Origin of the sequence: Sulfitobacter guttiformis (genome assembly GCF_003610455.1) — a bacterium.
GTDB classification, from domain to species: domain Bacteria; phylum Pseudomonadota; class Alphaproteobacteria; order Rhodobacterales; family Rhodobacteraceae; genus Sulfitobacter; species Sulfitobacter guttiformis.
This window is the reverse complement of sequence record NZ_RAQK01000001.1, coordinates 1,335,107-1,348,668: the sequence shown is the minus strand read 5'-3', so window position 1 is coordinate 1,348,668 and position 13,562 is coordinate 1,335,107. Positions and strand designations below refer to the sequence as shown.

15 protein-coding genes are annotated in these 13,562 nt (G+C 56.0%); 5 read left to right on the top strand and 10 right to left on the bottom strand.

Annotated features, from left to right (window positions below; translation table 11 throughout):
* Window positions 1-10: 10 nt before the first annotated feature.
* Window positions 11-805, top strand: a complete 795-nt coding sequence (locus tag C8N30_RS06690; RefSeq protein ID WP_025063733.1) for an alpha/beta hydrolase — start codon at window positions 11-13, stop codon at window positions 803-805.
* A 23-nt stretch (window positions 806-828) separates the two neighbouring features.
* On the opposite strand, the gene C8N30_RS06685 is transcribed toward C8N30_RS06690, so the two are convergent.
* On the bottom strand, window positions 829-1,170 hold the full coding sequence (locus C8N30_RS06685) for a cupin domain-containing protein (RefSeq protein WP_025063732.1): 342 nt from the start codon (window positions 1,168-1,170) through the stop codon (window positions 829-831).
* 479 nt (window positions 1,171-1,649) lie between these two features.
* On the opposite strand from C8N30_RS06685, the gene C8N30_RS06675 reads away from it, so the two are divergent.
* Together C8N30_RS06675 and C8N30_RS06670 are read left to right on the top strand one after the other, a co-directional pair.
* The gene (locus tag C8N30_RS06675) at window positions 1,650-1,916 is read left to right on the top strand and encodes a hypothetical protein (RefSeq protein ID WP_025063730.1); all 267 of its coding nucleotides are present in this window, start codon (window positions 1,650-1,652) and stop codon (window positions 1,914-1,916) included.
* A gap of 14 nt (window positions 1,917-1,930) precedes the next feature.
* Window positions 1,931-2,560: a DUF1523 family protein gene (locus C8N30_RS06670; RefSeq protein WP_025063729.1), complete on the top strand. Its 630-nt coding sequence runs from the start codon at window positions 1,931-1,933 to the stop codon at window positions 2,558-2,560.
* A gap of 40 nt (window positions 2,561-2,600) precedes the next feature.
* Here the strand turns inward: C8N30_RS06670 and C8N30_RS06665 are convergent, their stop codons facing one another.
* The gene (locus C8N30_RS06665; protein ID WP_025063728.1) at window positions 2,601-2,981 is read right to left on the bottom strand and encodes an HIT domain-containing protein; all 381 of its coding nucleotides are present in this window, start codon (window positions 2,979-2,981) and stop codon (window positions 2,601-2,603) included.
* A gap of 11 nt (window positions 2,982-2,992) precedes the next feature.
* A complete protein-coding gene (locus tag C8N30_RS06660) occupies window positions 2,993-4,570 on the bottom strand; it encodes a DUF5928 domain-containing protein (protein WP_025063727.1) in 1,578 nt (525 codons plus the stop codon).
* Between the two features lie 142 nt (window positions 4,571-4,712).
* Between C8N30_RS06660 and C8N30_RS06655 the strand changes: the two genes are divergently transcribed.
* Both C8N30_RS06655 and C8N30_RS06650 read left to right on the top strand, forming a co-directional pair.
* Complete coding sequence (locus C8N30_RS06655) at window positions 4,713-5,531, top strand: sulfotransferase family protein (protein WP_025063726.1); 819 nt, start codon at window positions 4,713-4,715, stop codon at window positions 5,529-5,531.
* 80 nt (window positions 5,532-5,611) lie between these two features.
* Window positions 5,612-6,307 carry a fumarylacetoacetate hydrolase family protein gene (locus C8N30_RS06650; RefSeq protein ID WP_025063725.1) on the top strand — a complete coding sequence of 232 codons (696 nt, stop codon included), beginning with the start codon at window positions 5,612-5,614 and terminating at the stop codon, window positions 6,305-6,307.
* A 44-nt stretch (window positions 6,308-6,351) separates the two neighbouring features.
* On the opposite strand, the gene C8N30_RS06645 is transcribed toward C8N30_RS06650, so the two are convergent.
* The 7 genes from C8N30_RS06645 to C8N30_RS06615 form a co-directional block, all read right to left on the bottom strand.
* The gene (locus C8N30_RS06645) at window positions 6,352-6,939 is read right to left on the bottom strand and encodes a DUF805 domain-containing protein (protein ID WP_025063724.1); all 588 of its coding nucleotides are present in this window, start codon (window positions 6,937-6,939) and stop codon (window positions 6,352-6,354) included.
* Window positions 6,940-7,005: 66 nt separating this feature from the next.
* Window positions 7,006-8,382: a tetratricopeptide repeat protein gene (locus C8N30_RS06640; RefSeq protein ID WP_025063723.1), complete on the bottom strand. Its 1,377-nt coding sequence runs from the start codon at window positions 8,380-8,382 to the stop codon at window positions 7,006-7,008.
* On the bottom strand, window positions 8,379-9,179 hold the full coding sequence (locus tag C8N30_RS06635) for an alpha/beta fold hydrolase (protein ID WP_025063722.1): 801 nt from the start codon (window positions 9,177-9,179) through the stop codon (window positions 8,379-8,381). The genes C8N30_RS06640 and C8N30_RS06635 overlap by 4 nt, the downstream gene beginning before the upstream one ends.
* Window positions 9,166-10,161, bottom strand: coding sequence for a P1 family peptidase (locus C8N30_RS06630; protein WP_025063721.1), 996 nt, complete (start codon window positions 10,159-10,161; stop codon window positions 9,166-9,168). Before C8N30_RS06630 ends, C8N30_RS06635 begins: the two co-directional genes overlap by 14 nt.
* Window positions 10,158-11,756 carry an ABC transporter ATP-binding protein gene (locus C8N30_RS06625; protein ID WP_025063720.1) on the bottom strand — a complete coding sequence of 533 codons (1,599 nt, stop codon included), beginning with the start codon at window positions 11,754-11,756 and terminating at the stop codon, window positions 10,158-10,160. Before C8N30_RS06625 ends, C8N30_RS06630 begins: the two co-directional genes overlap by 4 nt.
* On the bottom strand, window positions 11,753-12,568 hold the full coding sequence (locus C8N30_RS06620; protein WP_025063719.1) for an ABC transporter permease: 816 nt from the start codon (window positions 12,566-12,568) through the stop codon (window positions 11,753-11,755). The genes C8N30_RS06625 and C8N30_RS06620 overlap by 4 nt, the downstream gene beginning before the upstream one ends.
* Window positions 12,565-13,512: an ABC transporter permease gene (locus C8N30_RS06615; RefSeq protein WP_025063718.1), complete on the bottom strand. Its 948-nt coding sequence runs from the start codon at window positions 13,510-13,512 to the stop codon at window positions 12,565-12,567. The genes C8N30_RS06620 and C8N30_RS06615 overlap by 4 nt, the downstream gene beginning before the upstream one ends.
* Window positions 13,513-13,562: the final 50 nt, after the last annotated feature.

Below are 13,562 nucleotides of genomic sequence, written 5' to 3'. Positions count from 1 at the left end.
GATCCGCGCAATGAAGCTGGATGATGCCTATGCCAACGGAGCCTATATCGAGGGCGCAGAAACCTATCCCCCCCGTTGGGAAGCCGCCGCAAAGGCCTTCCGAGAGGAGCTGGGCGCACGTGCGCAGCTGGGTGTACGATATGGCCCGTCGGACCGACAAACGTTTGATTTTTTTCAGCCCGAGGGCGTGGCTCGAGGCACAGTAATCTTTGTACATGGCGGTTACTGGAAAGCCTTTGACCCAAGCGTTTGGTCGCATCTGGCAGCGGGTGCCATTTCCCGCGGTTGGGCTGTTGCAATGCCAGGTTACGATCTGTGCCCTGACGTTCGCATTACTGATATTACCCGCCAGATCGCGGCGGCGGTGACCAAAGTTTCGGACCGGACCTTCGGCGGGCCGATCGCCCTTGTTGGTCACTCAGCAGGAGGACATCTGGTGGGGCGGATGACGGACCCGCTGATTCTGCCATCGGAGATTCGGGAGCGGATTAAACAGATCGTCGCGATTTCGCCTGTCGCTGATCTTACGCCGCTGATGGATACAAGCATGAATGATATACTGCGTATTGATACAGCAGAGGCCCAAGCGGAAAGCCTTGTGAGCATGCAGCCTCCGCACGGGCTTGATGTGACGATCTGGGTCGGCACGGATGAGCGCCCGGCGTTTTTGGAGCAGGCGGAGCAGATTTCGCGTTCATGGGGCGCGCGGCGTACCGTTGAGGAGGGCAAGAATCATTTCAACGTAATTGATGCATTGTCAGACCCCGAAAGCCCGATGGTCAAAGCTCTGTTGGGTCTCAAGTAAGATACTGTGATTTGCGCCGGGCCTCATGCGCGGATCACAAACTCCTTCAGTATGGTCTGTTTCACGTCCCATGTGCAGCGCAAGCCGACCCGCAGGATATAGCTGTCGCCTGCTTCCAGCTCGACCGGATCTTCATCGGCGGGCGTTATGATCGCTTTGCCTTCAAGGATACGCACATACTCCCAGACATCATAGGTCATCGACCATTTTCCCGGCGTACACTGCCACAGGCCGCAGCGCAGGCCATCGACATCATCAAGCTTCCATGTCCTAAACTCTGGCGCGCCGTCAATGATATCGCCGGTTGGCGGTGCGCCTATCACCGGTTCGCCAGTTTTCTCCATCCGTGTCATTGCTTGGGTCATCGCGCGTCTTTCCATAGAAAGTTGTTCACGCCTCCTTTTAACGCACGTTTTTAAGTAACTTGCCAGACGGAGGAGTAGTGGGAAAGGTAAACTGTCTCTCGTTGATCTCGCCAGATTTTTTTCCGGACTTTGCCATTGAGTGTTTGACGGAAGAAGTCAAAACTTTTCGCCCGAATACATCACAGTCGAGCAGCGATTTAATCGGGTTGAAAAAGGCGGCGTATTTCCAAACAATGACAGCGACGGACGGCGCATTTTTTTAATGCGTCATGTTGCCCAACCTTACGGTAGCAAGGCCTGTGTTGCCCAATCCATCGGGCGGGAGTAACTTGTTATTAATGAGAGCGTTCGTGGTGCGCATTCCGCAAGAGCGCCCGCTCCGGAGGCTTTGCCGTTGCCGCAATGCGCGCAAACCGCCGCCAAAGCCGGATTGAATTGCAGTACTCGGCCTGTTGGGCATAGTAAAAGGGAGATAAGAAATGGCCGCACTTGCCCGCCTGATGTTTGTCGGCTTCATCGTTTTGAGCGTAATATACGTTTGTCTGTCGCTGTATTCTCGCGCCGTCCGCAAGGGAAAGCTCCGCGCTGAATGGTTGGAGGGCGGGCAAGAAGGTAGTTTGGATGCGTTTCTGGAGCAAGGATTGGAGGATTATGACAAATCGCTGCGCCGAAAATTGATCCTGTCGGTCTATGTTATTCCGGTTATCCTTGTGTCAGTGGTTGTATACCTTACAAATTTTGCCTGAGAGAGTTTTGCATGCTGGGTCTTATCCGTTGGACATTCTGGATCACCGTCTGGTTGATTATTGCGGCTTTTTTTCACTACACTTTGCCGCAAGTGGACATCGTGCGGGTGACAGACACCTATGAAAAGCGAATTGATCCGGGCGAGAACCGCCTGTTCTGGGCAAAGGCGGATGTAGGAACTGATGGGACAATAGCCAACCGCGATGTATTTTTCATCCAGACCCGCCGCGTGGGCGGGGACGTGATGGTCTACCGCAATGAGGATACTGGCTGGGGCTGGCCGCCTTACTTCAAATTCGACACATCCAACCTGCAGGCTGAGGCGGGTGACTTGAAGTCAGCCGAGGCGAACCCCCGCTATGTTGCGATCAAGCATTATGGCTGGCGCAACGAGTTTTTGACGATTTTCCCGAATGCGATTTCTGTTCGGGCGGTTGATGGGCCTGACGCCTCAAAGGGCATTCCGTGGCTTAACATCATCCTCCTGACGCTGATTGCGGCGGTGGTCTATGGCATCTGGGTCCGTTGGCGGCGGTTCCGCAAAGCGCGCATTGATCCAACCGTTGAGGCGATTGAGGATGATCTGGCAGAAGCATCTGGTGCCGTTACGAGCTGGTTCGGCTCGTGGCGCAAGAAAAAATGAAGCGTTGGTGCTTCTTCAACCGGCAGATCGCAAAAATGCGTCAGCCTGCCGGTTGAACCATCCGTCCGATCCGTCTGCCGCCCAGAATATGCACATGCAAATGGGGCACTTCCTGAACCCCGTGATCGCCAGCATTGCTGATCATGCGAAAACCGTCTGATGCGTCGATGGTGATGCCCTCAAGCTTACAGACTTCGCCTATGGCGCGTGTGTAGTCGACAATCTCAGCGTCTGATGCATGGGCGGCAAAGTGGTCATAACTCACGTAGGGACCCTTGGGGATGACGAGCACATGCACAGGCGCCTGCGGGTAAAGATCGCGGAAGGCGAGCGAATGCTCTGTCTCGAGCACGGTCGTGTTTGGGATTTCCCCGCGTAGGATTTTGGCGAAAATATTCTGGTCATCATACGTATAGGCCACAAAAGCGCTCCTTAATCAGCAAAAAGATAGTCGGTACTGGCGATTTCATAGGCCTTGTCACGGCCCACTCCCAGAAATTTTGCAAGTTCTCCGGCATTGTCATCTGGTGAAGCTACTTCACGAATGCGGCAGTGGTTTTCGAACTGGGCGTCGCGGATGGCGTCGCTTTCAAAAACCATGTCGTTGCGGATGGTCGGCAGCAATCGGTCAAGTGTTTCTTGGGACGTTTGATCGCCTGCAAGGCCGACACGCATAGCGTGACCGATTAGATAGTCCTCAGAGAACGTGCAATCAATTTCCAATATGCGCGTTACGGAGCGGTCCGAAGCAAAATCCTGAAGTAAATCGAGATTGCTAGGATCTATGCAAACAATCAGCCGGTCCGTCTCGAAATAATCGAACAACATGCGCATCAATGCACGGCGGTGGCGCGTTCGCTTACCCAGTGTTTTTTCGATACCACCAAGGGCCGGTAGTTGGGCATCTTCTTCGTTGAAGACGTATTCAATGGCGGGCACATTTGTACTTTGGCGAATACGCTCAAGCACGCGTTTGGCCACATGCCATTTTTTACACACAACGATGAGTAGTTCGCGCTCACGGCCCAGTGTGCTCTCGGTTTCCCAAAAGCGGGTTGAAAACCTTCGCCCGATCCGCCCGCGCCCTGTCAGGAATTTGAACAGACTACGACCCTCGTTGCTGATCTGGAAATTCACCCCCTGAGCAGAGTACAAAAGACCCAATCGCCGCTTTAGGTCTTGGGCATCCGGACTGATTTTGCGCGCAAACAGATAGTCCTGGCTGAGCAGCAAGTCATAGTGGTCATTATAAAACGTGACCGGCATACCGTAGTCGGTGAACATCAAAAAAGTCAGCGTGCGCGGCTGTATTTCCTTTTCTGGCACCATATGACGGACCAGCGTTTGGAAAAATGTCTCGTCAGGAATCCAGGTCGTCCGGAAAAACCGGATTACGTCACGACGCTTTTTGCAGAACTCAAGGATCGCCTCGATGGTCTGGCGGCGTAAGCACCACCATTGGCTACCGATTTGAACCTGAATATCGGCAGGGATTTCACGACTGAGACCGAACCGCTTTTGGAGATTGAACATCCAGTAAAACAGTTTTTTCTGCGTCCGCTCATTGAACCAATGACGGTAAATCAAGCGCTCTTCGGTCCAGCCGGTTTTGATCCAGTCACTCTCGAAGTAATCAAAGCTTTCGATGAAATCGCCATCGTTATTGTCAAGAAAGCGGTGAGTATACTCACCGGATTTAATTGCCATGCAATCGCCTGACAGCATGTAAAAATGCGTAGCCCGCGGGAATGCCTCAACGGCGGATTCCACTGCATGCAATGTCGCCTGTACAAGCGACCATTCCCCCCAACCGCAACGAATACGTTTTGCGGCAAAAGTTACGTTCGGGTTATCGGCAAGGGCCGTCCGGATCGCCTTGTACTGGGCTGGGTCTGCATTCGCATCAAAATGGATCGACATATAGTCACCCACGGCTGTAAGCCGATCCGCCTGTTTGATAATGGCGTCCGGGTCTTTATGACACAGCAGGATGTAGGCAATTTTCGCCATTCAGCAACAATGAACCATTTTTATACTCGATTGTTTACCTAGTTAATGGTGAACACTCATTGAATAAACAGCAATAATTTGCTTTTGTTGTTTAAAGCGGTCCCAAGAGACGGCAAAGTGTTCTGAGCAGGAGTGATATACCATGGGTTTTCCCGGAACCTGGATGACCGAGAGCGAGAGCGTTGTGTACCGTGTGGTGCCGAAATGTGCATGCTCCACAATCGGGCAAATTATGTATTATTCCGATCATGGCGTGTTTTTTGACGGTGATATACATGACGCGACGGGCGGTTTGCATAAATGGGCACTGGAGAACAGTCAGGAGCCTATTGCGCGAAATGTTCAATCCCACAGTTCCTATGCCTTCACTTGCGTACGTAATCCTTACACCAGAATTCTGAGTTCGTTTTTCGACAAAATTTGCGGGATCCAACGTAACGGTAAGCGGTACCGTGGTAATTTAGTACCACTTTTGACACAGAAATACGGGATTGACGTGGGCGGTGATGACGGGAAACAGGAGTTCGACCAGATTGCGAGCTTCCGGCGCTTTTTGCTGTTTGCCCGCGACACCATCCGCTGGCGGCGCCCTATGGACCCCGATATTCATTGGTCGGGTCAGGCGGGGCATGTCAGTACGTTTATCGTGAATGGGGGAAACTACGATAAAATCGTCTGGACCGAGACATTTAATGATGGCATGCGTGATGTGCTCGACGCGGTACAGACACCACATGCGGTCGACCTTGCGACGATCCCTCGTTTCAACGAGAGCGAAGGGCACGGCCCAAAACGCGCGCACCCTGTCGAGGATTACTTTGACGATCTGTCGATGCATCTGATTTATGAAATCTACAAACGTGATTTCAACCTGTTCAAATATGATTTTGAAAACCCGGCTAACAAGATGCCGATTGGCGAGATCGACCTTGATGAGGTGCACGCAAAGCTGGGCGATTAACGCCGTCCGCAGCTCTGGACAATTTGACCGCTCTTGGGTCTAGTCGGGGCTAACAATCCAGCATCCCAGAGGTTCGATATATGGCGTTTGTTTTTCCCGCCCCGCCCCAAGCCAGCCTTGCCGTTCAAGGCACCGATGAGCGCTTTCCAGTGCGGCGTATTTTTTGCGTTGGCCGCAATTATGAGGCCCACGCACGCGAGATGGGTAATGATCCTGACCGCGAACCGCCTTTCTTTTTCACCAAACCGTCAGACGCGGCCTGCGATACGCCACTGACTATTCCATATCCTCCGCTGACAGAGGATTTGCACCACGAGATCGAGTTGGTGATCGCCATTGGCAAAGGTGGCGCGAACATTGCAGCGCGTGATGTGCCTGATCACATTTGGGGAGCTTCGGTCGGGATCGATCTGACCCGCCGCGATTTGCAGGCAGAAGCGAAAGAAACGCGCCGTCCGTGGGATTGGGGCAAAGCGTTTGACCTTTCTGCGCCCATTGCTGCAATCAAACCCATCGCCGATGTACCTAGCCTGACAAACGGGCGGATCTGGCTCGCCGTGAATGGTGTTGTGCGGCAGGATGCCGATATCGCAGATTTGATCTGGTCGGTCTCGGATCATATCGCGACCCTCAGCCAAAGTATCACTCTTGCCCCCGGGGATATCGTGATGACAGGCACCCCTGCCGGTGTTGCCGCAATCGTTGAGGGTGATGTGATCACTGGCGGCGTTGAGGGGATTGCGGAATTGGAAGTGGCAATCGGCCCGCGCGCCTAATTGCGGTGCAGGCGCCTCCGGGTCGGGGGCGCCTGACAGAAGCTTTAGCGTTGCGGCACCGGCCCCCACTGATTGGGCTGCTCTTCGGTCTTGGTACAGTAAAATACGATCAGAACGATCCAGCCGATGAGTGGGATCACGATAAGCAGTATCCACCAACCTGTGCGCCCGATGTCGTGAAGCCGCCTGATTGCTACTGCTATAGAAGGCAGAAACATCGCCAAAGATGCCAGTAGACCTGTTGGGCCCGTGTCACCCATGCCGATGGTTGTATCAATGATTGCTGTCGCGATGCTGAAGATAACCGACCATAGTGTGAACCACCAATATTGAGAGCGCGTAGAGCGGGTTTTGAAATCCACATAGCGGGCAAATCCGTCCTTAAGCGCGCCAACAAATGTGTTGGCGTCACTGCGGGCAGGATCCTGGCCTTCGCCCATCGGTGCCCGTGGCGGTAAGGGGGCCGCTCCGACGCTACCCGCCCGGGCATAAGGAAGCCAGTCTTCCATACCTTCCTGCCAGACGAGTGTATCGCTGCGCACGGTACCCGCCGCTACGAGCTGCTCGAAATCTGCTTGGCTGACAGGCCCATGGGAGGTGCCTTCGAGTGCATAATACCATTCTTTGTTCATGAATCTGGCCTATCTAACTTAACATTTGCTTGAGCGTAGCGAGCGATGAGGCATGCTGCAATGAAATCAGTTGTGCAATGATGACAGTGTGGATTTTGCGCGACCACGGGCCTCTTCGGCGAGTGCAGGCAGGCCGGTCTTCTCATAGACATCCCCCAATAACAGGTTCAGCGGCACACCATCCGGATCATACGTCCGGCGCATCTCCAACACCTGCTGCGCGGAGGATGCGCGACCGTCTTTGACAAGCGCATCGAGATGGATTTGCTCGAACAGGTCGCGCTGGGCATGGCTGCCACCGCATTCGGCCATTCGCGGCAGGGCGCGGGCCATTTGAGTAATTGCTGTACTCCAGTCCGCACACGCGTGGGCCATGATCCCTTTGGCTGCGGGCAGTGCAACATCGCGCCATGCAATATGGTCGTGCGCGGTGCTATCGTTGGAGCGCCGTGTAATGGCCTGCATCATCGTAGAAGCCTCGGGTCTTCCAGTGCGGGCTAGGGCGTACAGGTACTGCAATGACAGGAACGGATTAACAGTATCGCCGCCTCGCGCTGCGATGTGTCCGGCCACGTCCGCCCACCGGTCTCCGACTTCGACACCCGCAAACTCCATCCGAGCCAGCAGAGAGGCCGCACCCACCTGATCCTGACTGTAATCCTTGGCTAAACCCCATACATGCGTGTCATAAGCACGGCGCACGTCATCATGCCGCCCCAGACTGATGTAGAACAATGCAAGATGCCACCAGTTGTGGCTGCGCATAAAGCTGTTGAGGCCATCCCACGTGCTTGCCACACTTTCCATAAATGCGGCACCTTCGGCCACGCGCCCTTCGGTGAGCATAACGTGGGCGATGGCATGATGGGCCCACGCCTCGTCGTGTTGCAGGGCCATGGCGTGTCGTGCGGCTTGCTCGGCGCGACTGATAAGGTGGCACTGCTCGTAACCGAATGCGATCATACCGTGCGAATATGCGATATCCGCAGCCTCTGGCAGCGCTTTGAGCGCCATTCGGAGCATTCCTGTGGCATCGCCTTGGTTGAATAGGTGATATTGTGCAAGTTTCAGGATCGCCATGTCGCGGGGATGCTCGGTGGTTATATGGTCACAAATCTCCAGCAGCCTTGGCACATCCCCTTTTGTCCATGCGGTGGCAGCATCAATAATGTCCCCCTCACGCGCGGTAATGCCACCACGTGCGGCATTGGCGCGGGCGATATAGGGGGCCGCTTTTTCCGGCGCGAGAGGTGCTTCGAGGAACATCCACAGCAATGCGGCGTAGGCATTGGCAAGAGCGCAATCAGGATCGGCATCGGCAGCGCCGAGGATATTCGTGGCTTTGGGCTGGTAGCTTAAGAAGCCGTGGATGAAGTCATTGATTGCGGTGCATGTGCTCGGATTTTGGCAAGTCACTGGCAGGCCGTAGAGGTCGGTTTTCACGTCGCTTTCTCCTCTTGCAGGGCAATGAATTGACGCAGGTTGTTTGCGACGGCATCGGGTGCGTCCCAATGAATAGAGTGGCCCGCATTCGCAGTGATGTGAACGGGCATATCCCCCAAGGTCGCCTGAGCGAGCGCCGCCGGCAATAAAAGATCATCCGCCGCGAGTAATGCTTGCGCAGGGCAGGGCAGGTCCGCGACAGCATCAGGGGCATAGCCATCAAGCGCTGCAATCTGGTGCGCCATGGCGGCACTGGTTTGTGCGTGGGGATACGAAAGGGAGATCATCGCGGCCTGCGCTACAGCACCGTCCAAGTCATAAAGTGCTGGCGAAAACAGCCACGGAAACAGGGCATTCAGCCAGACATCGGGTGCAGCATCGCTTTGGCGGATTGCCAGAAGGGTTTTGAACAGCGCCACGTTCCGCTCAAGCCGCAAGGGAGCGGCGGCTGCGAGGGTAAGGGTTCTTACACGCGCAGGATAGGCACATGCCAAGCGCATCCCGATCATCCCGCCCAGAGAGTGACCCAGAACATGCGCAGGCTCCGCATCAAGATGCTCCAGAAGCGCCGCGCAATCTTCGGCAAAAAGATCAACCGATGCTGGTGCATTCCATGGCACAGTGCGGCCTGTCGTGCGGTTATCGGGTCGAATGAGGGTGAAATGCGGTTCGAGTAAAGGCACGATTGGTGCCCAACTGGCACTGTCACTCATCATGCCCGCGATGAGCAGAAGTGGCGGGCCTTTGCCGGACAACTCATAGTGCAGCGTGATTGATTTGCGCTCAAACATCGGCATTGGCAGTCCTCCAGCATGGCATGATGTCAGTGTCGGCCGGGGTGGCGGCATAAACAGCGCGGGCGATGGCCCGTGACAGGCACAAGGCTGCCGCATGACCGGTCAACAATACATCTGCCGCGGGCAATGCGCCGGTAGTAAGCGCAAATACTAGATCACCGTCGTTCGGCGTGTGGGCAGGGACACACGCGCGTGCGATGCCGTCATGTGCTGCGGTCGCAATACGGTGACATTCAGCTTTTGTCAGGGCCGCGTTGGTAGCGACGATTGCTATGGTGGTGTTTGTGCGCGGCGATAAAGCGGCCATTTTCCGGCTTTCGCGGCTGAGGCCCAAACCGCTTGCCGGATCGGGGCCGAGCCCGCCAAATTCGCCGGCCATCTCGAAAGGGGCTGCGTAGAAATGGCGATCCCCGGGTGTGGTTACTGCGCCGACCGGATTGGCCGCGACAAGGGCTGCGACCGTGCTGCCGTCCGGTAAAACCAGTGATGCAGTGCCAAGGCCGCCCTTTAACATCGCTGTCAACGCGCCTGTGCCTGCGCCGACACTGCCAATCTCGAATGCTTCTGTCGCGTTTTTGTAGGCCATAAGACCCAATGCGCGGTAGGGATTGTCACTCCAGCCTTTATCGCCTCCATTTAGCAGATCAAAAAGGATCGCACCCGGCACGAGCGGAATTTGGGCTGGACCAACGCGAAAGCCGCGACCATCGCTGCGCAATCCGTCCATTACGCCCGAGCAGGCATCAAGGCCGTATGCAGAACCGCCCGAAAGCACCAGAGCATCCACTGCCGCCACGGATTTATCAGGTGCTAAAAGGTCCGTCTCGCGCGTGCCGGGTGCGCCGCCCATGACGGCCACAGAGGTCACGAACGGCGCATCTCCCACTACCACTGTTGTACCGGATTTGAGGGAGGTATCTTGGGCATTACCGACGCGCAGGCCGCCTACATCGCTCATGCTATTGGTGGGGCCGGGTTTCATGGATGAACGCCTTTAATCTCGGGCAGCACAGGGGCCGCGTCGATGAGGGATTTCGTGTAGGGATGCTGCGGATTGGAAAAGACCTGCTCGGTCGCCCCCTGCTCGACGATCTCGCCGCTTTTCATTACCAGGACGCGATCGGTTATGGTGCGGACAACGCTTAGGTCATGGGAGATAAACAGATAGCTGAGCGAATAGGCATTACAAAGCTCCACCAGCAGATCGAGGATCTGTGCGCGGACCGAGACATCCAGCGCGCTGACCGCTTCGTCGAATACGATCAGGTCAGGGCGTATGATGAGAGCGCGGGCAATCGCGATACGTTGTCGTTGTCCACCTGAAAATTCGTGGATGTACTTATGCGCGTCTGCTGGGGTGAGACCGACCGCGATCAGTGCTTCGTCAACAGCCTTCTGCCGTGCAGCGCCGGTGGGGGGAGTGTCTAACAGATAATAAGGCTCCGTGATCTGTCGGGCAACACGGTGGCGAGGATTGAAGCTGCCATAGGGATCCTGAAAGACCACCTGCATGCGGCGGCGCACCGCAAGATTAGGCTTGTTGCCTGCATATACGGGCTCTCCGCCCAGCATAATCGTACCCTCTTGCACCTGCTCAAGCCCAAGAAGGGCGCGGGTGAGAGTCGATTTGCCACAACCACTTTCGCCAACCAACCCCAACCGCTCCCCATGGCCGAGAGAAAAGCTCACGTTTTTGACGGCCCGGAACTTGCCAGGTTTGCCAAATAGGGTTTTGCGCGGGGTCCGGTAGTCACGGCTGACGTTTGTGACCTGCAGCAGTGGCCGGTCGGCTGGTGAGGGGGGCAAGCGTACCTGATGCGACGATGCGGCGAAAAGCATGCGCGTGTAAGGATGCCGCATATTGGCGAGCAAGGACTGCGTCGCGCCCTGTTCGACGATCTCGCCGTTTCGCATGACGATGATGCGGTCGGCCATATCTGCCACAACGGCAAGGTCGTGAGTGATCATCATCAGCCCCATACCGTCCTCACGGACAAGAGTTTTCAGCAGATCCAGAATTTGCGCTTGGGTGGTCACATCGAGCGCGGTTGTCGGTTCGTCCGCGATCAGCAGACGGGGCCGCAGGGCGATGGCCATCGCGATGACCACCCGCTGGCGTTGGCCGCCCGACAACTCGTGCGGAAAGCGCGACAGGGGAAAGCGGTCTTGGGGCAGGCCCACACGGGTCAGGGTCCGCGCAGCATCAGCCATGGCCTCGGCCTTTGAGGTGCTCTTGTGAATGAGGATCGTCTCGGCGACTTGCTCCCCGATGGTTTTGACCGGGTTCAGGGCCGTCATGGGCTCTTGGAACACCATTCCGATATCGTTGCCGCGTATTTTGCACAGGTCGCGTTCGCTCAGGCGGGTCAGGTCGGTTTCACCCAACATGATCCTGCCTTTTGTGTACGCTCCCAGAGGTAAAAGCTGCATCGCGGCAAGTGCTGTCATTGATTTTCCGGAGCCGCTTTCGCCGGTTACGGCGACAATCTCGCCTTCCGCGATGTCGAAAGTCACCCCTTTAAGGATGCCGAAACTATGGATCGACAGATCAAGATCTTGCAGCGACAGCAGTGTCATACGCGGTGCCTGCGTAGCCGGGGGTCGAGAATATCGCGCAAACCATCGCCCATAAGATTGAGCCCCAGCACGGTGAGAATGATGGCAAAACCGGGTATAAGCGCCATGTGCGGTGCGAGGCTGACCATGGTTTGCGCATCGGCCAGCATGCGGCCCCATGAGGGTGTAGGTGGCTGTGCGCCAAGTCCGACATAGCTGAGCGCCGCTTCGGCCAGAATTCCAAGGCTGAACTGGATAGTTGTCTGTACAATCAGCAGGTTGGTGATGTTTGGCAGAATATGCTCAATCGAAATGCGCAGGCCGGACTTTCCGGACACGCGTGCGGCAAGGATAAATTCACGCTCCCACAGGCTTAGGGCGGCGCCGCGTGTGATGCGTGCAAAGACGGGGATGTTAAAGATACCGATAGCAATGATCGCATTGATAGCGCCTGCACCAAAGACAGCAGTGATGAGGATCGCGATGACAAGACTGGGGAAGGCAAATACCAGATCGTTGCCGCGCATGATTACCTCGTCGATCAGGCTGCCCCGACGTGCCGCAGCCCAGAGCCCGAGAGGGATGCCAAGCGCCATACCGATGCCTACGGCAACCAGTGCTACCGCAATCGACGTGCGTGCGCCTACCATGACCAGACTCAAAATGTCGCGGCCAAAGTGGTCCGTCCCTAACAAGTGGGTGCTATTTGGCGATTGCAGGCGCGTGGGGATGCTCAGCGCTGCATGATCGAACGGCGTCCAGAAGAATGAAGTGATTGCAGCGAGGATGAAGACCGCTGACAGAAGGGTGCCCACGACAAGATTGCGGTTCATGTCCGCGACCTTAGGCGGGGATCAACCGCAGCATACGCCAGATCCACACAAAAATTCACAAATATCACGGCGAATACGAGCAACATGGTGACACTCTCTACCACGATTAGATCGCGGGCAGAGATTGACTGGAATATCAGCCGGCCAAGTCCGGGCAGATAGAAAACCTGTTCAATGATGATTCCACCTGCGAGAAGAAACGAGAATTGTAGTCCGATTATTGTCAGAACGGGGATCATCGCATTCCGCAGGCCATGGCGGCGTAGTGCTTGCCACTCCGACAACCCTTTTGCACGGGCGGTGCGCATGAAATCCTCACCCAACACATCAAGAAGCGACGAGCGCATGACCCGCGCAAGGATCGCGGCCTGTGGCAGTGCCAGCGCGATTGCCGGTAGGGTGAGGGAGTGTAGACCAGTCAAAATACCTTTGTCCCAGCCGGCAAACCCACCCGCCGGGAACCAGCGTAAATTAATCGAAAATAGCAGAACGAGCATCATCGCGAACCAAAAGTTTGGCACCGCCACGCCCAGCTGGGTCGCGCCCATCACGCCTACATCGCCCCCCCGCCCCCGCCGCGCCGCTGCGTAGACGCCGGCGGGAAACGCGATCAGCGTCGAAAGGGCTAGCGCAAAGACCGCTAGCGGCAGTGACACCCAAAGGCGTTGGGCAACCATATCGGACACCGGTGTGCGGTAGGTATAGGAAGTCCCGAAGTCCCCTGTAAGCATGCCGGCAACCCAGTTGACGTAACGCTCGGGCCTTGGGGTATCGAGGCCCAGTTCGGCGCGCAGTGCTGCCAGCGTTTCAGGCTGTGCGTTCATCCCGAGCATAAACGATGCCGGATCTCCCGGGGCCACTTCGATTACGGCAAAAATCACCAGCGATGCAATGGCAAGGCTGATCCCGAGAGAGAGCAATCGTTTGAGGGTGTAACGCAACATCTTCGCCAGCGTAGGCGCAGTTCCGGCAGGGGTCCAGCATGATTTGAGAT

Bases quoted from the DNA above. Each gene is read 5' to 3' on its own strand.
- C8N30_RS06675 (WP_025063730.1), top strand. From the start codon at position 1,650: ATGGCCGCACTTGCCCGCCTGATGTTTGTCGGCTTCATCGTTTTGAGC.
- C8N30_RS06690 (WP_025063733.1), top strand. From the start codon at position 11: ATGAAGCTGGATGATGCCTATGCCAACGGAGCCTATATCGAGGGCGCA.
- C8N30_RS06620 (WP_025063719.1), bottom strand. From the start codon at position 12,568: ATGAACCGCAATCTTGTCGTGGGCACCCTTCTGTCAGCGGTCTTCATC.
- C8N30_RS06655 (WP_025063726.1), top strand. From the start codon at position 4,713: ATGGGTTTTCCCGGAACCTGGATGACCGAGAGCGAGAGCGTTGTGTAC.
- C8N30_RS06685 (WP_025063732.1), bottom strand. From the start codon at position 1,170: ATGACCCAAGCAATGACACGGATGGAGAAAACTGGCGAACCGGTGATA.
- C8N30_RS06645 (WP_025063724.1), bottom strand. From the start codon at position 6,939: ATGAACAAAGAATGGTATTATGCACTCGAAGGCACCTCCCATGGGCCT.
- C8N30_RS06650 (WP_025063725.1), top strand. From the start codon at position 5,612: ATGGCGTTTGTTTTTCCCGCCCCGCCCCAAGCCAGCCTTGCCGTTCAA.
- C8N30_RS06660 (WP_025063727.1), bottom strand. From the start codon at position 4,570: ATGGCGAAAATTGCCTACATCCTGCTGTGTCATAAAGACCCGGACGCC.
- C8N30_RS06635 (WP_025063722.1), bottom strand. From the start codon at position 9,179: ATGCCGATGTTTGAGCGCAAATCAATCACGCTGCACTATGAGTTGTCC.
- C8N30_RS06630 (WP_025063721.1), bottom strand. From the start codon at position 10,161: ATGAAACCCGGCCCCACCAATAGCATGAGCGATGTAGGCGGCCTGCGC.
- C8N30_RS06615 (WP_025063718.1), bottom strand. From the start codon at position 13,512: ATGTTGCGTTACACCCTCAAACGATTGCTCTCTCTCGGGATCAGCCTT.
- C8N30_RS06625 (WP_025063720.1), bottom strand. From the start codon at position 11,756: ATGACACTGCTGTCGCTGCAAGATCTTGATCTGTCGATCCATAGTTTC.